Below are 16212 nucleotides of genomic sequence, written 5' to 3'. Positions count from 1 at the left end.
CCGTCAGCGAACGGGCACGAGGCGCGGGGGCGGGCCTTCGAGTCGGGCGATCGCGATCTTCACCTCGACGAGTTCGCGTTCGACTGCGGTCATGCGCGCCGTCAGCTGGGTCTCGACTCCGTCGATCCGCTCGGTGAGTCGGGTCTCGACTCCGTCGATCCGCTCGGTGAGTCGGGTCTCGATTCCGTCGATCCGCTCGGTGAGTCGGGCCTCGACCGCGTCGATGCGGGCCTCGAGCTTGGTCTCGACTCCGTCGATGCGGGCCCCGAGCTTGGTCTCGACTCCGTCGATGCGGGCCCCGAACTTCGCGTCGAAGCTGTCGAATCGCGCGTCCATGCGTCGGATGAGCCACGCGAACGCCGAGGCGAAGCTCGCCAGCACGCCCACGATCCCGATGATCGTGGTGAGGGTCTCGACCGACACGTACACACCGCCATTCTGACTCCGCCGGATGCCGAATGTCATCGATTCTCGCCCGATCGCGGACCCGATGCCATCGACGACGGCAAAGTGGTGGAACGCGTCAGTCCGCGCTCCCTGGGGAGGGACGGATCAGACCTTCTGCACCACGAGCGAGGCGTATGCCGGGATGAGCACCCGTCGCCCATACCGCCGTGACACCACGCGGAACCCCCGCCCGTCGCCGAGGAGCATCTCCAGCATCGCGGCGAGCTCCGCGCGCGCGAGCGGCCCGCCCAGGCACAGGTGCCGCCCGGCACCGAACCACAGCTGACGGTTGTGCGGCAGGTAGGGCCGGTCGATACGGAACGCCCCCGCGACGTTGTTGGCCGTCCACGTGAGCACCATCACGCGCTCGCCCGCACGCAGTGTGCGACCCGCGACCTCGACATCCGCGAGCACCGAGCGCCCGATGAGCGGTGCGGGGCTCGTCACGCGCAGGGCCTCGCGCACGGCATCCTCGCGGTGTTCCGGATGCGCGAGCAGCCGGTCGACTTCGCCCGAGTCGTACAGCACCGCCGCCATGCGCGCCATGGCCGATGCGGCCGTCTCGGTGCCGGCCACCATGAGCAGCGTCGAGAGACCCTTCGTCTCGCGCAGGCTGAGCCCGAGCTCGCGGCAGCGTCCGATGACGGTGTCGGGATGCGCGTCCGGGAACACGGCATCGATGTGGGCCGTGAGCTGCTCGACGATGTCGCGTGCGAGCGCGATCTTGTGCGGAGGCAGTTCGGTGTCGGCGGTCGTGCCGAGCGCGATCGAGGCGAGCCGTTCGCCCGTCGCGAAGATCTCGAGGTCGGCGGCGTCGCCGCGGCTCGCGTCGACCGGAAGACCGAGCAGCTGGGTCACCATCCGCCCGACCAGGATGCGCGACAGTTCGGCGAGGTCGAGCGGCTCGCCCGCCTCGAACGCCGCGCGCGCCTCGGCCAGTCGCGCCCCCATGCGTGCTCGACGAAGGCGGCGGAACTGCGCTCGGTGAAGAGCTCCTTGCTGCGGGTGCGCAGCTCGTGGTGGCCCGGCCCGTCGAAGAGCTCGTAGACCCAGTCGCCCAGGATCTGCGCCCACAGGTGTCCCACGCCGCCCTCCGAGAGCAGTGTCAGATGAGCGGGATCGTTGAGCAAGGTGCGCGCGACGACCGGGTCGGAGGTGATCCACCCGAGCCGCGGCACCTTCATGATCGGGCGCGCGAACTGTCCGACCCAGTTGAGCAGCGGCAGCGCCGGCCGTGCGGCGCGAAGCAGGCGGTGCTCGTGCGCGGCGGCACCGGATCCGATCCCGTCACGGATCAGTCGGATGCGGCGCTCGCGCGGGGCGGCGTCGAGCTCGGCGGCGACGGGCATGCGGTCAGCCTAGTGAGGGCCCGTGCGAGGCGAACGCCTACAGCTTGCCGGCCGCCTTGAGAGCCAGGTAGTGGTCGGCGAGCGCCGGCGGCAGCTCCTGCGGCGCACCGGTCACCACATCCCCGCCGAGGCGACGGATCGCCGCAGCGACGCGCGTCGCATCCAGCAGCGCCCGCTCGGCGGCCGCTGCCCGATACACCTCGTCGCTCGCGCCCCGCACCGCGGTCGCGGCCAGCACATCCGGGTCGGTCACCGAGGCCACGACCACGGTGTGGCGCCGCGTGAGCTCGGGCAGCATCGCGAGCAGTGGTTTCGCAGCGCCCGGCGCGTCGATCGTCGTGAGCAGCACCACGAGCGCGCGGTGCGGCGTGATGGAGCGCACGAGTCCGGGCACGGCGCGCCAATCGGGTTCGATGAGCTCGGGCTCGATCGGGGCGAGCACATCGACCATGCGGGCCAGCAGCTGGGCACCCGTCGCGCCTTGCACGCGCCCGCGCACGCGGCGGTCGTACACCGCGAGGTCCACCCGGTCGCCGGCGCGGGTGGCGAGCGCCGCGAGCAGCAGACTCGCCTCGAACGCCGTGTCGAGGCGCACCTCGTCGGCGATGCGTGCCGCGGCCGTGCGCCCGGAGTCGATCACGAGCACGATGCGCCGATCGCGTTCCGGCCGCCAGGTGCGCACCACGAGCTTCGCGCCGCCGCCCGCGGGATCCCGGCGCCTCGCCGTCGCGCGCCAGTCGATCGAGCGCACGTCGTCGCCGCGCACGTACTCGCGCAGGCTGTCGAACTCGGTGCCCTGGCCGCGGATGAGCAGCGACGTGCGCCCGTCGAGCTCGCGCAGCCGGGCGATGCGCGAGGGCAGGTGGCGCCGCGAGGTGAACGGCGGCAGCACGCGCAACGCGGCAGGGGCCCGCAGCGTGCGCTGGCGGGAGACGAGATGGAGCGGCCCGCCCGAGCGCACCGTGACCCCCGCCGCTCGCAGCTCGCCGCGCCGGGTGGGCGTGAGCATCGTGCGCACGGCCCGCCGCTCGCCCGACGGCACGGCAACCGCCACTCGCGTCGGTCGCGCACCGGCCGAGGGCTGCCAGGCATCCCGCACCACTGCCCGCACGGTGCGCCGCCCGGTGTTCAGAATCGTGAGCGTCGTCTCGACGGGCTCGCCCAGCCGCGCCCGAGCGGGAACCGTGCGCTCCACGCGCAAGCCCGCGGGCGACCCGGCCAGCAGGGCGTCGAGCGCGCCCCCGGCGGCCAGGAGACCCAGCCACACCCAGAACCCGGGCCAGCCGCCGAGCAGCACGACGGGGACGGCGCCCAGCGCGAGCACCGCCACGAACCACCCCGAGATCGCCATCACGTGCTCAGATCGGAACGCGAACCTGCTGGATCACGGCGCGCAGCACCGCATCCGCGCCGACGCCCTCGAGCTCCGCCTCGGGCCGCAGCTGGATACGGTGCCGCAACACGGGAAGCGCCATCGCCTGGATGTGGTCGGGGTCACCCCGGCCGCGCCCGAGAGCCACGCCCAGGCCCGCGACGCCGCGAGCAGGGCGGTGGTGCCACGCGGGCTCACGCCGAGGCGCACCGAGGGGCTCTGCCGCGTGCCCCGCGCGAGGTCGACCGCGTAGCCGAGCACGTCCGCGCTCACCGGCATGCGCGCCACGTCGGCCTGCGCCGCCTGCAGCGTGGCCGCGTCCAGCACCGGCGTGACGCCGGCGGCCTCGAGATCGCGCGGGTTGAAGCCCGACGCGTGCCGCACGAGCACCTCGACCTCGGCATCCCGCGCCGGCAGGTCCAGCACGAGCTTCAACAGGAACCGGTCGAGCTGCGCCTCGGGGAGGGTGTAGGTGCCCTCGTACTCGATCGGGTTCTGCGTCGCCGCCACGAGGAACGGCACGGGCAGCGCGCGTGTCACGCCGTCGGCCGACACCTGCCGCTCCTCCATCGCCTCGAGCAGCGCCGACTGGGTCTTGGGAGGCGTGCGGTTGATCTCGTCCGCGAGCAGGATGTTGGTGAACACCGGACCCTCACGGAACTCGAACTCGCCGGTCTTCGGGTCGTACACGACCGAGCCGGTGATGTCGCCGGGCATGAGGTCGGGGGTGAACTGCACGCGCCGGGTCTCGAGCGACAGCGAGCGCGAGAGCGTGCGTACGAGCAGCGTCTTGGCGACGCCGGGCACGCCCTCCAGCAGCACGTGGCCGTTGGCGAGCAGGGCGATGAGCAGGCCGGTGACGGCACCGTCTTGGCCCACCACCGCCTTTCCGACCTCGAGGCGCACGCGCGAGAGAGCATCGCGCAGTTCGGATGTGGTGGTCATGGCGTCCATTCTCTTCTGATGCGGGGTCTCGGGTGGCGGGGTCTCGGCGGCGGTCAGCTCGGCCGCACCGCGCGACCGAGCTCGCGCTCGAGTCGCAGCAGTTCGTCGGAGATCCGCACGAATCCCCGGTCGTCGAAGGCGGGCTCGGAACGCAGCAGGGCGGTGAGCGCCGCCGGATCGCGCCCGGTGAGCGCGGCGGTCGCGCCGATGATCTCCTCGGGGGTCGCCGAGCGGCCGAGGCCCAGGGTGCGCGCGAGCCGTGCCAGGGTCGCACTCCGCAGCATCGCGAGGGCGTGGTCGCGCGCCCCGCTGCGGGCGTACAGCCGCGCACGGCCCTCCATCGTCTCGCTCGAGCGCACCTCAACCGGCAGCTGCTCGACGACGACGGCGCCCATCCGCCGCCCCCGCCAGACGGCGGCCGCGACGCCCACGAGCAGCAGCAGCACGACGAGCGGAGCGAACCAGGCGCCCTGCAGTGAGGCGAGGCTGTTGGCATCGTCGAACGCGAGATCGTCCATGTCGGGCTGGTACCACACGAGCTTCGGCTGCTCGCCGAGCAGACCGAGCGCGAGGGCGGCGTTGCCCGAGTCGGTCACGTACTGGTTCTCGAGCACCTCGCCGAGGCCGAGCAGGGTCACGATCCGCGAGCCGCGTTCGATGCGCACGAGACCGTATCCGTCGTCGCCGGATGCGAAACAGCGCTCGGCGCTCGCGGGCGCGGTGTAGGCGTCGCCGCCCGCGTTCACCGACTCGGCGCGCTGCACGGCGGGCAGGTCGCAATCGGCCGGCAGCTCGCCGCCCCCGAAGCCCGCGTACTCGACGCCGGGGGTGAGCTGCTCGAGGCCCACATCCGTGGGCTGCACGACGATCAGGTGCTGCGAGAGGTTCAGCACGCTCGCGTAGGCCTCCTCGGTCAGCACCCACCAGTCGTCGTCGACGAGCAGCGTCACATCGCGCCCGTCACCCACCGCGACCTCGGTCTCCCAGAAGGAGTGCGTGATGGTCACGTCGACGCCCTGCTGTCCGAGCACCTGCGCGAGGGCCATCGCGCCCGTCTCGCTCGGGTCGACGGGGGAGCGATCGTGCTGCCCTGACCGTGAGGTCTGTCCGGCGGCCCACACCGCGAGCCCGCCGATCACGACGACGAGCACGATCGCGAGCCAGAGCAGCACGATGCCCACCCGATGTCGTGGGCGCGGCGGGTTCCCGGAGGCGGCCCCGCCGCCCGTCGTCGGGCTCGCCTCGCTGCTCGTCGCGGTCGCGGTCACGGCTCGACCCTCGCGAAGGGCTCGTCCCCGGCCGCGGTCGCCACCGGTTCGAGCACGGGACGGGTGCGCTGCACGGCTGTGTCGAGGGCCGCGAGCGTCTCGTAGCGCGCGCGGTCGCCCGGGTCGCCCAGGTAGCGCACCGCGTCGAAGTCGTGCGCCGCCACCTCGAGTGCCACGGCGTGCTCGGGCAGCGGTGCCGCGGCCCGCCGAGCCACGTCGTGCGCGGTGCTGCCCGGCACGGTCGAGACGAGCGTGCGCTCGTGCAGCGATCGGGCGATGGCGCGGAACCGCTCCGCGATCGCCTCATCCCAGCGCCCGGCGCGGGCTGCGGCATCCGCATCCCGGCGCATCGCTGCGGCATCCCGGTGGTCGTCGGCCTCGAAGAGCTCATCGCCCGTGGCGCCCACGCGACTGCGCGCCCGCAGGCGCGGCACCCCGAACACCAGGAAGGCGACGACGACGACCGCGAGTGCGACGATCACGAGCAGCACGATCCAGCCGGGCACGGTGCCCTCACCGCCGAGCGAGTTGAGGAGGTCCTGCAGCCACTCGTAGAAGTCCTTGAGCCACTGCGGCGTCTCGGCGGCCTCGCGCTCCTGGTAGCGCGCCTTCGCGAGCTCCTCCTGCAGCAGGCGTCGCGCCTCCTCGCGGTCGGGGTCGAGGGGCGTGTCGAACGGCACCGCGAGCGGGCCACGGGCCGTCGCCCAGGTCATCCCCATCCCGACCCCCGCGTGTCGTCGATCGGCATCGCGCGCAGCTGCGACGCAGGGATCTCGGCGGGCGGGTGATACGGGTCGGGTTCGGCCGGGTCGAAGCGCGTGGTGGGGCGACGCTGCTCCATGAATCGCGCGAGCGTCAGGTCGAGACCCTCGCGACGCATCCGCACGTCGAGGTAGAGCAGGGCGTCGGTCGAGGTGGTCACGACGAGCCCGATCGCCCCGATGACCGAGGCGATGAGCGAGGCCACGGCGTCGCCCGCGCGCGTCACCGCGAGGTAGTCGCCCATGTCGCCGTTGCCCGCCACGATGCTCGCGAGCCAGCTGACGAGCAGTTGCACGGGCACCGCCACGAGCATCGTGGCGATCCAGATCATCCCCCAGCACAGGATCCGGATGCCGAAGGTGCGCCAGAACTGCCCGCGCGTGAGGCGCCACGCGCGTCGCACACCCGCGCCGAGCCGCAGTCGTTCGACGACGAGCACCGAGGGCACGAACGCGAGCTTGGTGCCGAGCCAGATCAGCAGCATCGCGAAGGCGGGGTAGATGAGGAAGGTCGCGAGCACGCCCAGCAGCGGGTTCGACAGGCCCATCAGGCCGTACAACGCGATCCCGAGCAGGCCGCCCACGATCACCGCGATCACGACGATCGCCGTCCACGCCACGAGCGGGGCTCGGATCCCGCGGGTGCGACGGCGGAGTCCCCCGGTGTGAGGCGGCGGCCGACCACCGCGTGGGCGACATCGACGCTCGAGACGCCCTGCTGCAGGGTGCCGGCCCCGAACACGAGGGCGCGGGCGACGACCCAACCGATCGCCCCGAGTGCGAACCCGCTGACCCAGCCGTACAGCTCCACGCCGAGCCCCGATCCGCTCTCCACCAGGAGCGGGTCGATCACGAACAGCCCGAAGACGGTGGCGAGCGCGGTCGCCACGAGCGAGAGCACGATCGCGGGCACGAGCGTGACGGCCGGGTTGTGGCGCAGCGCTCGGAAGGCGCCGGCGAGGATCTGCCCCAGGGTGAGCGGGCGGAGCGGCACGAACGGCTCCCGGGCGGGCGGCGTCCAGGTGGGCGCCGGGAATGCGCCGGTGAACTCCGTCACGCGTTCCCCTTCCCCCGGTGCGGGCGTGGCCTGGGCCCATGTTTCCACATGTCGGCACGCTCGGGGAGACCGTGAGACCCTGCGGTGATTTTCATTAACAAGGTTAATGAACTAGCGTGAGGGCCGTGTCGATCGAGGAAGACGCCAAGCGGTTCCGCATGGAGGTGCTGCGCCTCGCGCGCCGGATCGGCGAGGTGCGCATCACCGAGGTCGTGAGCGAGACGCAGTTCGACGTCTTGACCCACCTCCATGACGGCGGCTCGGCGACGCCGAGCGATCTCGCCCGCATGGAGAGCGTCACGCCGCCCGCGATCAACCGCACGGTCAACGCCCTCGAGGCTGCCGGCCTCGTGCGGCGGGTGGGCGACCCCGACGACGGGCGCCGCATCATCGTCGAGGTCACCGACGAGGGCCACGCCCTCATCGACGAGACGCGCAATCGACGCAACGCCCGCATGCGCGCCGAGTTCGCGCTCCTCTCGCCCGAGGACCGGGCCGCCTTCGTGCGGGTCTCGGAGCTCATGGCCGAGATGCTCCGCGGATGAGCGCGACCGAGCCCACCGATACGGGCCTCATCGACATCGGGGGCGGTGGCATGTTCCGCTCCTTGCGGGTGCGCAACTTCCGCATCTGGTTCTTCGGCGCCCTCGCCTCGAGCATGGGCGCCTGGATGCAGGCCACCGCCATGGGTTGGGTCGTGCTCACCGAGCTCACCGACGGGGATGCCGCGGCGATGGGCGTCGCGATCATGTTCCAGGCCCTTCCGGGGGTGGTGCTCATCCCGGTGGTCGGCAGAGTCGTCGACCGTTTCGAGCGGCGCACGATGCTCGTCATCACGAGCAGCCTGTTCAGCGTGCTCGCCCTCGCACTCGGCACTCTGCTCGTGCTCGACGTGCTCCTGCTGCCGCACATGTTCGTCTTCACCGCGATCTGGGGCATCATCATGGCCTTCGATCAACCGCTGCGGCAGTCGTTCATCGGTGACATCGTGCGCCCCGACAAGATCGTCAACGCGATCAGCCTCTCCTCGGTGCAGTTCAACGTGGCGCGCCTGACCGGACCGGCTCTCGCGGGCGTGCTCATCGGCGTGATCGGCTCGGGCTGGATCTTCATCCTCAACACCGTCACCTATCTCGCGCTCGTCGTCTCGCTCGTCGCCATGCGCCGGGCCGAGTTCTCGCCGCGGCTGCGCGATGCCTCGAGCGCGAGCATGCGGGCCGCGGTGCGCTACGTTCGGCATCGCTCCGACATCCTCCTGTTGCTCGGCATGGTGCTCATCTCGAGCGCGTTCGTCACCCAGTTCGCCATCTACGCCGCGGCGATGGCGGTGAGCTTCGGGCAACCGGCGTGGGCGTTCGGCCTCGTCACCTCCTGTTACGCCGTCGGTTCGCTCACCGGGGCGCTCTTCCTCGCCCGGATGCGGGTGGTGCGCATGCGACGCATCGTGCTGTTCGCGCTGCTGGTCGCGCTCGCGACGGCGCTGTCGGCCTCGATGCCCGACTTCTGGTCGTACGCGGTCACGGGTGCGGCGTGCGGCTTCACGATCGTCACCCTCATGGGCACCGCGAACGCCTACATGCAGGCGCACACCGACCCGATGGTGCGCGGACGTGTGCTCGTGATGTACATGGCCGCCTTCACCGGCGGCGCACCGGTGGGCGCCCCGCTCATCGGCCTCGCGGCCAACGCCTGGGGCGCGCGCGGCGCGGTCTTCCTCGTCGCGGCCATGGCGTTCGTCATGGCTCTCGTCGGCATCGCCTGGTACCTCTCGACGGGGCGCGTGCACCGCCGGGCCGAACGTCGCTTCCGGCTCTCGCTCGACGCGACGCGCCCCATCACGCTTCCGACGACCGAGTGACGCCGACGACGCGGCCGCTCAGTACTCGGCGACCGTGAGGCGCAGCGAGCGGATGCGGCTGCCGGGCTCGGTCGTCACGGTCGCCTCCGCCGTCGCGTCGAACACGAGAACCTGGTGCCGGAACCGCCGCGGCTCGGCACTCGCGAGCCGGAACCGCTGCGGCCCGAGCCGCACCTCGCATCCGCCCTCGAGCTCGATCTCGAGGAACATGCCGCCGAAGGCGAGCCGCGGGGAGTGCGCAGCGCGAGCCGCGCGCCGTCGGGGAGCGAACGATGGCGTCGTCACCCGCGTCGACCGACAGCAGCACGGGCGCTCCGGGCGCGAGGTCGGGCGCGAGCACATCGGTCGAGATGAGGTCGACGCCATGGTCCTCGGCGATCGTGAAGCTCTCGACGTCGTCGGCGTGCAGCTCGGTCGCGAGCCCGGCTCCGCGGGCCCGGTCGACGAAGCCGAGGTGCTCGGCGCGGGCGTAGCGGGTGGCGCTGATGGCGACCGTGACCTCGCCGAGCGCCGCGACATCCGCGAACGACGGTGCCTGGTACAGGATGTCCATGAGCGGCACGTCGTGGATGCCGAGTCGGCGGATCGTGCGGTTGACCCGGCCGTTCGAGGTCATGACGTAGCCGCCGCGCCCGACGATGTCGTCGGCCAGCTCGAGCACGCGCTGCACGAGCTCGGTGGGCCCGTCGAGCTTGAGCTCGATGAAGGGCAGCAGGTGCGCCTCGACGCAGGCTCGCAGGTACTCCTCGAGCGTCGGGATGCCGGTGCGCGCCTCCGGGTCACGCGCCTTCAGCCGGTACTCGCTGCGCAGCCGACCGAGGGGCACCTCGTCGACCCGCACCGTGGCCGGGAGCGGGTGCCGTCGGCGAGCGCAGCGGTGCGGTTGAGGGTCTCGTCGTGCATGACGACCAGCTCGCCGTCGGAGCTGAGGCGCACATCCGTCTCGATGCACGCGAAACCGGCCCGCCGTGCGAGGGCGACCGCCTCGAGCGAGTTCTCACCCGCGATCGTGAAGCCCAGGTGCACGCCGCGGTGCGCGATGAACCGCCGAGCCGTCATCGCGCGTCGCGGGGCCGCACCTCGTCGGCCGTCAGCAGCGCGCCCTGCTCGCGCAACCGTGCCTGCAGTTCGGCGACGTCGACGGCACGTGGCTGCACGCCGGTGCGCGCGCTCAAGGCGGCCGCGACGCCCGCGGCGTGTCCCGTCGCGGTACAGGTCGCGCCGACGCGCGCGCTGCCGAGCGCCTCGCGATCCACCGAGATGCAGCGCCCCGCGGCGAGCAGGCCGTCGGTCGTGGCCGGCACGAGGGCGCGATACGGGATGCCGAACGGCTCGGGAACGTACATGACGTGCGAGCCGGCGTGGCCGTCGACGGGGTGCACGTCGATGGGCCAGGCGCCGAGGGCGATCGAGTCCGCGGGCTGCGCGGCGGCGCGCACCTCGTCGCCCGTGAGGGTCGTGACGCCCACGAGGCGGCGGGTCTCGCGGATGCCGATGGTCGGGGCCGTCTGCTGCAGCCGCGATTCCTCGAAGCCCGCGACGTTGTCGCGCAGGTAGGCGTGGATCGCGAAGGCGTCCCGCCGCCCCTGCACCTCGGCGCGCGTGAGATCCCGGTTGTCGGTGGCGTCGCCGATCACGCGCACCGAGTTGACCCACACGACGTCCTTCTCGAGTCCGCCGAACCAGGGGCCGCCGAAGACGGGGAGCTCGCCGCGCTCCTTGGCATCCCGCATCGACTGACGGTCGATCACGACGTCCTGGCGCGCCGCCTCCGCGTCGTCCATGCCGTACTGGTCGAGGTCACCCGGCTCGGGTCCGGAGCGGATGCGGGCGGGCTCGCCCGCATCGACGCCCGGCAGGGTGCGCACATTCGAGAGGTACATGGGCAGGGTCATCGGCTGCAGGGTGTCGCCCTTGAGCCAGTCGTCCCCCGAGCGCGCGATGACGTCGCCGTTGCCGGTCGCGTCGACCGTGACCTTGGCCCGGATCGCCTGGCGGCCCTCGCGGGTCTCGATGAGGCAGCCGGTGACGGCGCCGTCCTCGACGATCGGGTAGGTGGCGAGCACGTGCAGCAGGAAGTCGACACCGGCCTCCTCCAGCAGCTCGTCGGCCACGAGCTTCATCTTCTCGGGGTCGGTCGAGAGCACCCAGCCGTCGTGGTCGACGGCACCGCCCATCGCGGCCGCGCGGCGCAACCACTCGCCGCCCACGCCGTCGACGACCCGCACGCGGTCGGGCTGCAGCCAGGAGTTGTATCCCGCGAGGGTGATCACGAGCCCCTGCGTCCACATGCCGCCCAGCGCGCCCATCTCCTCCACGAGGAAGACGGATGCGCCGGTGCGCGCGGCCCCGATCGCGGCTCCGACGCCGGCGGGTCCACCGCCCACCACGAGCACGTCGACGTCGGCGACGACGGGCACCTCGCGCGCGGGTTCGGAGTAGCTGGTCGGGGTCCGCTGTTCGTGCATGGGGTGGTTCCTCGGGGCAGGAAGCTCAGATGAGCGGAAACGGGAGTGGCGGTTTCCATCCAACCCTTCGCTAGCTACTAGCCTCAAGGCTGAGGACACGGTTCGAACGCTCATCTGAGCGCATGCGCAAGGAGGCAACGGTGACGATCGCATCCGACACCGACGCGATGATCGAGGCGATCCTGCGCCGCTACTACCTCGACGACGTCACGAAGCTCGACATCGCGCGCGAGTTCGGCATCTCGCGCTTCAAGGTCGCGCGACTGCTCGAGGAGGCCAAGCGCCGCGGTCTCGTGCACATCGAGATCGCGCCGAGCGCCGCCGACCCCGAGCGATCGGAGCGACTCCGGCGAGCGCTCGGCCTGCGACGCGCGGTCGTGGTGGCGGATGCCGTGGGCCGCGAACCGGATGCCGTGCGCCGCGCCGTGGGGCGCTTGAGCGCGCGAGTGGTCACCGAGCTCGCCGGACGCGCCTCGGTGGTCGGCATCTCGTCGAGCCTCGCCCTCATCGCGATGGGGGAGGAGCTAGAGTCGCTCGGCGACTGCACGGTGGTGCAGCTCACCGGTGTGCTGTCCTCCGAGGTCACCGGAATCGGACCCGTGGAGCTCGTGCGGGATGTCGCGGCGAAGAGCTCGGGTCGTTCGCGCGTCTTCTACGCGCCGTTCGTGACGCCGACCGCGGCGTCGGCGCGCGATCTGCGGCAGGACCCGACCATCAGGTGGGCGATGTCGGCGTACCCGCGGCTCGACGTCGCGGTCGTGACGGTGGGCCGCTGGAGTGCGGGCGCATCCGGGCTCTACGACTCGCTCACGGCGCGCGAGTGCGAGCAACTCGCACACGCGGGCGCGATCGGCGAGGTCTGCGGCATCGTCGTGGACGGTGACGGCGCCCCGGTCACGACGCCGGCGACGGAGCGGGTGCTCGGCATCTCGTATGACGAGCTGCGCCGCGTGCCGGAGGTGGTCGCGGTGGTCTACACGGGCAATCGGGCCCCGGTCATCCGGGCGCTCGCAGCGGGGAAGCTCATCACGAGCATCGTCACGAGCACGGCGGTCGCCGACGAGATCCTCGCCGACGCGTCCGCCTGACCGCGCAGGTGTCAGGCGGAGCGCTGCTGGGGAGCGATGATCGCCTTGACCGAGTCGGGCACGTTGCGCGCGAGCATGATCGCATCCGCCGTCTCATCGAGCGGGAAACGGTGCGTCACGAGCGAGGACACGTCGACGCGGCCGCTCGAGATGAGCTCGATCGCGATCGGCCAGGTGTGCGCGTAGCGGTTGACGAGGCCGATCGTGAGCTCATTGACGTTGAGGCGCGACAGGGCGAGGGCCACATCCTGCTTGGGCATGCCCACCATCGCGGCGCGCCCGTTGGTGCGCAGCCGCCACAATCCGTCGGCGAGGGCGGTCGGGGCGCCCGAGCACTCGAGCAGCACGTCGAAGTCGCGGCTCGTGCCCTCGCCGACGCGCTCCACGTCGAAGCCGAGCTCACGCGCCATGTCGAGGCGGAAGTCGGCGATGTCGGTGACCGTCACCGAGTTGGCTCCGAAGGCGCGCGCCGCTTGCGCCGCGAGCAGACCCACCGGGCCGGCGCCCGTGACGAGCACGCGGTCGCCGGGCTCCAAGCCCGCTCGCCGGCACGCCCAGATGCCGACCGAGAGCGGCTCGCACAGCGCGCCCTCCTCGTACGACATCGAGTCGGGCATCCGGAACAGCTGGCGCTCATCGATCGCCATGCGCTGCACGAGGGAGCCGTCGTAGGGCGGCGTCGCGAAGAACACCAGGTCGGGGCAGAGGTGGTAGCGGCCCGCCATGCAGTCGCGACAGTCGCGGCACGGCGTTCCGGGCTCGATCGCGACACGGTCGCCGACCGCCACCTGGGTCACGTCGGATCCGACCGCGATGACCTTACCTGCGCACTCGTGCCCGAGGATGATCGGGCCGTCGACGATCCAGTCGCCGATGCGCCCGACGGTGAAGTAGGCGGTGTCAGAACCGCACACCCCCACCGCCTCGATCTGCACGACGGCCTCGCGCGGACCGGGGTGGGCTCGTCGACGCTCTGGATCTCGATGCGGCCGAGCTCCGGCATCACGGCGGCGTGGTTGGACATGATCAGGTGCCTTTCAGCGATGGGTGGATGCGCGGAGCACGAGCTCCGGCGCGAAGTACTCGGTCACCGGTCCGGGTTCGGCGGTGCCGTCGATGAGAGCGAGCAGGCGGCTCGTGGCACGGCGGGCGACATCGAGCGCGGGCAGCCGCAGGGTCGAGAGGGGCGGGTCGAGGAAGCGTGAGAAGGGGTAGTCGCCCCAGCCGATCACGAGCACGTCGTCGGGCACGCGCAGTCCGCGTTCCCGCAGCGCCGCGTACAGTCCGAGCGCGAAGTAGTCGTTCCCGACGAGGAACGCGTCGGGAACGCGTCCCGTGTCCAGCAGGTCGCTGATCACGCGGTAGGCGTCTTCACCGCGCCACAGCGACGCGCCGCGGGCGGTGCGTCGTGACGGCACGAGCGCCATCCGGCTCGAGTCGAAGGGGATGCCGTGCGCCTCGAGCGCGCGGTGGAAACTGTCGACACGATGCGTCACCGTCGAGATGCGCAGGTCCTCCTCGACGAGCACGATGTCGCGTGCGCCGCGGTCGATGACCGCCTCGACGGTCAGTCGGCGACCGGCCTCGTTGTCGTTGGAGTAGAGGTCGACGCCGAGCTCGGGCAGCTCGCGCGCCATGAGCACGAGCGGCACTCCGGCGCGGGTGACGGCCTCCCACGGGTTCGATCTGCCCTGCACGGGAACGCCGAGGATGCCGTCGACACCCGAGCGCAGGGCCGTCTCGACGGCCACCTGCTCGCGTTCCGGATCCTCATCCGACAACAGCAACAGCAGGGTGTAGCCGGAGTTGATCGCGAGCTCCTCGACCTCGCTCACGAGGTCGTTGAAGAACGGGTTCGCGAGGTCGGTCAGGATCACGCCGATGGTCTTGCGGGAGCCGAGCACGAGGGATCGGGCATGCACGTTCGGCACATACCCGATCCGCTCGGCTTCGGCCTTGATGAGCGCGCGCGTCGCGGCGCTCACGCCGGGCTTGTCGTTGAGGGCGCGCGAGACGGTATTGGCCGTGAGGCCGAGAGCATCGGCCACGTCCTGCAGCGTTCGACGCCGCGGGCCATCCGTCTTGCGCACCATGAGAGGCTCCGTCTACTCCTTGAGCTCGAGGTAGATGCGCAGCATCGGGGCCTCGTCGCCTGACTTCTGCTCGCTCCGGAGACGGAGCCAGTGGCCGAAGTTGACGACGGGGATCGACAACAGCCCGACCGCCTCGGATGCTAGCGGAGCAATGCTCTCGTGGTCGATCCAGTTGAGTCCGTCGGGCGAGATCTGCACGCGGAACTCGACCTGGCTGCCCGGGGCGGGACGCAGGAACTGCACGTACCACCGGGCCTCACCCGCCCACGCGGTCTCGAACGGTTCGGTCTCATGGACCTTCTCGAGGTCGACGCCGCGCTCCAGCACGGCGCTCTGCGACTGACGCATGTTCTTAGTTCACCAATCTGCCGAGATGACGACGGAGTCGAGGAAGAGGAAGTTGCGGTACGGACCGAGAGTGCGCACCGAGAAGTAGAAGTTGAGCAGGCTCTCGAGCGACTCGTACTTCTCGGCATACGGCGGCACCGGCACATCGCGCAGGTCGTACACGTCGTTGTTGAACTGCAACTCGACGTTCGAGCGTGTCGTGGTGTCGATCAGGAACCGCAGGTAGTGCCAGTTGACCTTGGTCGGCACCTCGTTGTAGCAGGCCTCCTGACGCTCGTCGTTGAGGTAGCGCCAGTCGTCGGGGTTGGGAGCTGTGAAGTCGGTGTAGCGACCGTAGTCGTGCTTTCCTTCGAAGCGCTCGTGCGGGGTCGGTTCGGCCACGGTGGGGTACATCCACTTCTGGATGATCTTGCCGTCCTCGTCGGCGTTCTGGAACCGCATGACGTTGTGGTACCGGATGCCGTCGTGGTCGAGGTCGGTCGCGACCGTGAACGCGCCGAACTGCGCTTCGGTGGGGTGCGAGTTCGCATCCCAACTGATGTCGCCGTAGCTGTTGACCTCGTCGCCGCCGGTGAGGTTGGCCTCGACCTTCCAGGCGAGATAGGCCTCGATCTGCAGGAGCCCGCGACCGCTCATGGTGAGCCGGCGGATGGCGGTGGCGGTGTGTCCGGCCGCCTTCCGCGTCGCGAGCTTGAGCGAGTAGGTACCGGTCATGCCGCCGTGGGTGCCCACGTCGAAGAAGTTCTGGTTCGAGAGCTGCGGCGGGCGGAAGTCGCGGAAGTGCTCGTCCATCGAGTCGAGATCGCCGCGGCCGTTGTAGTTGCCGCCCAGCTCGACCCAGCCATGGGCTCCGTGGTTGAAATCGTCGAAGGTCAGGATCCGCGCGAGCGGATTGAACTTCGACAGGCGCAGATCGCTGCTGCGGATCGCGTCGCGCAGACCTGCTGCGGTACTCGCGACATCGGGGCTCGTCACCTATGACTCCTTAGCCGTCGTTGAGGCCCGCCGATCAGTGGCGGGCGTAGGTGAGCGCAACGTTAGCGTTATCTCTACCGGGTGTCAAAGGCGAAAGTTGCGAGAGCAATCGGTAGGAGTCGGGATCAAAAACCCCGGTCAAATCGAGGGAACTTCCCTGGGTTGACATTCGGGCGACGATAG

General features: G+C 71.0%; 18 protein-coding genes and 2 pseudogenes. 3 read left to right on the top strand and 17 right to left on the bottom strand.

The annotated features are described in order from the left end of the window. Window positions 1-3: 3 nt before the first annotated feature. From QQK29_RS02050 to QQK29_RS02010, 9 genes and pseudogenes are all read right to left on the bottom strand, one after another. Window positions 4-465, bottom strand: a complete 462-nt coding sequence (locus QQK29_RS02050) for a response regulator (protein WP_284297377.1) — start codon at window positions 463-465, stop codon at window positions 4-6. An 87-nt stretch (window positions 466-552) separates the two neighbouring features. Continuing rightward, a complete protein-coding gene (locus tag QQK29_RS02045; protein WP_284297375.1) occupies window positions 553-1398 on the bottom strand; it encodes a cytochrome P450 in 846 nt (281 codons plus the stop codon). Next, the gene (locus tag QQK29_RS02040; protein ID WP_284297372.1) at window positions 1302-1796 is read right to left on the bottom strand and encodes a hypothetical protein; all 495 of its coding nucleotides are present in this window, start codon (window positions 1794-1796) and stop codon (window positions 1302-1304) included. Before QQK29_RS02040 ends, QQK29_RS02045 begins: the two co-directional genes overlap by 97 nt. A gap of 37 nt (window positions 1797-1833) precedes the next feature. After that, the gene (locus tag QQK29_RS02035) at window positions 1834-3147 is read right to left on the bottom strand and encodes a DUF58 domain-containing protein (protein ID WP_284297370.1); all 1314 of its coding nucleotides are present in this window, start codon (window positions 3145-3147) and stop codon (window positions 1834-1836) included. Between the two features lie 7 nt (window positions 3148-3154). Beyond that, a pseudogene (locus tag QQK29_RS02030) lies at window positions 3155-4122 on the bottom strand (AAA family ATPase). A 44-nt stretch (window positions 4123-4166) separates the two neighbouring features. Then, window positions 4167-5381 (bottom strand): DUF4350 domain-containing protein, encoded by a 1215-nt coding sequence (locus QQK29_RS02025; RefSeq protein WP_284297368.1) that lies wholly within the window; start codon window positions 5379-5381, stop codon window positions 4167-4169. After that, window positions 5378-6094, bottom strand: a complete 717-nt coding sequence (locus QQK29_RS02020) for a DUF4129 domain-containing protein (protein WP_284297366.1) — start codon at window positions 6092-6094, stop codon at window positions 5378-5380. The genes QQK29_RS02025 and QQK29_RS02020 overlap by 4 nt, the downstream gene beginning before the upstream one ends. Further along, window positions 6091-6762, bottom strand: coding sequence for a hypothetical protein (locus QQK29_RS02015; RefSeq protein WP_284297364.1), 672 nt, complete (start codon window positions 6760-6762; stop codon window positions 6091-6093). The genes QQK29_RS02020 and QQK29_RS02015 overlap by 4 nt, the downstream gene beginning before the upstream one ends. Next, on the bottom strand, window positions 6738-7199 hold the full coding sequence (locus QQK29_RS02010) for a hypothetical protein (protein WP_284297362.1): 462 nt from the start codon (window positions 7197-7199) through the stop codon (window positions 6738-6740). Before QQK29_RS02010 ends, QQK29_RS02015 begins: the two co-directional genes overlap by 25 nt. A 125-nt stretch (window positions 7200-7324) precedes the next feature. Between QQK29_RS02010 and QQK29_RS02005 the strand changes: the two genes are divergently transcribed. After that, entirely contained in the window at window positions 7325-7744 is a 420-nt protein-coding gene (locus QQK29_RS02005) for a MarR family winged helix-turn-helix transcriptional regulator (protein WP_284297360.1), read from the top strand. Continuing rightward, window positions 7741-9057 (top strand): MFS transporter, encoded by a 1317-nt coding sequence (locus QQK29_RS02000; protein ID WP_284297358.1) that lies wholly within the window; start codon window positions 7741-7743, stop codon window positions 9055-9057. The genes QQK29_RS02005 and QQK29_RS02000 overlap by 4 nt, the downstream gene beginning before the upstream one ends. Here QQK29_RS02000 and QQK29_RS01995 read toward each other — a convergent pair. The 3 genes from QQK29_RS01995 to QQK29_RS01985 are packed head-to-tail and all read right to left on the bottom strand — an operon-like array spanning window position 9035 to window position 11525. After that, complete coding sequence (locus QQK29_RS01995) at window positions 9035-9883, bottom strand: PI-PLC domain-containing protein (RefSeq protein ID WP_284297356.1); 849 nt, start codon at window positions 9881-9883, stop codon at window positions 9035-9037. The genes QQK29_RS02000 and QQK29_RS01995 overlap by 23 nt on opposite strands. Further along, entirely contained in the window at window positions 9847-10116 is a 270-nt protein-coding gene (locus QQK29_RS01990; RefSeq protein WP_284297354.1) for a glycerophosphodiester phosphodiesterase, read from the bottom strand. Before QQK29_RS01990 ends, QQK29_RS01995 begins: the two co-directional genes overlap by 37 nt. Beyond that, entirely contained in the window at window positions 10113-11525 is a 1413-nt protein-coding gene (locus QQK29_RS01985; RefSeq protein ID WP_284297352.1) for an FAD-dependent oxidoreductase, read from the bottom strand. The genes QQK29_RS01990 and QQK29_RS01985 overlap by 4 nt, the downstream gene beginning before the upstream one ends. A 140-nt stretch (window positions 11526-11665) precedes the next feature. On the opposite strand from QQK29_RS01985, the gene QQK29_RS01980 reads away from it, so the two are divergent. Beyond that, complete coding sequence (locus QQK29_RS01980) at window positions 11666-12613, top strand: sugar-binding transcriptional regulator (protein WP_284297349.1); 948 nt, start codon at window positions 11666-11668, stop codon at window positions 12611-12613. An 11-nt stretch (window positions 12614-12624) separates the two neighbouring features. Here QQK29_RS01980 and QQK29_RS01975 read toward each other — a convergent pair whose 3' ends face one another. From QQK29_RS01975 to QQK29_RS01960, 5 genes and pseudogenes are all read right to left on the bottom strand, one after another. Continuing rightward, complete coding sequence (locus QQK29_RS01975; RefSeq protein WP_431308767.1) at window positions 12625-13260, bottom strand: zinc-binding dehydrogenase; 636 nt, start codon at window positions 13258-13260, stop codon at window positions 12625-12627. Next, a pseudogene (locus tag QQK29_RS18360) lies at window positions 13234-13554 on the bottom strand (alcohol dehydrogenase catalytic domain-containing protein); the annotation flags it as partial. The pseudogene QQK29_RS18360 and the gene QQK29_RS01975, both read right to left, overlap by 27 nt. A gap of 96 nt (window positions 13555-13650) precedes the next feature. Next, window positions 13651-14706: a LacI family DNA-binding transcriptional regulator gene (locus QQK29_RS01970; protein ID WP_284297345.1), complete on the bottom strand. Its 1056-nt coding sequence runs from the start codon at window positions 14704-14706 to the stop codon at window positions 13651-13653. A 12-nt stretch (window positions 14707-14718) separates the two neighbouring features. After that, window positions 14719-15054 carry a DUF6385 domain-containing protein gene (locus QQK29_RS01965; protein ID WP_284297344.1) on the bottom strand — a complete coding sequence of 112 codons (336 nt, stop codon included), beginning with the start codon at window positions 15052-15054 and terminating at the stop codon, window positions 14719-14721. Between the two features lie 9 nt (window positions 15055-15063). Continuing rightward, complete coding sequence (locus QQK29_RS01960) at window positions 15064-16029, bottom strand: DUF6772 family protein (RefSeq protein WP_284297342.1); 966 nt, start codon at window positions 16027-16029, stop codon at window positions 15064-15066. Window positions 16030-16212: the final 183 nt, after the last annotated feature.

This window comes from Homoserinibacter gongjuensis (genome assembly GCF_030161875.1).
Taxonomy (GTDB): Bacteria; Actinomycetota; Actinomycetes; order Actinomycetales; family Microbacteriaceae; genus Homoserinibacter; species Homoserinibacter gongjuensis.
The sequence above is the reverse complement of the archived record's forward strand: the minus strand, read 5'-3'. Positions and strand labels throughout refer to the sequence as shown.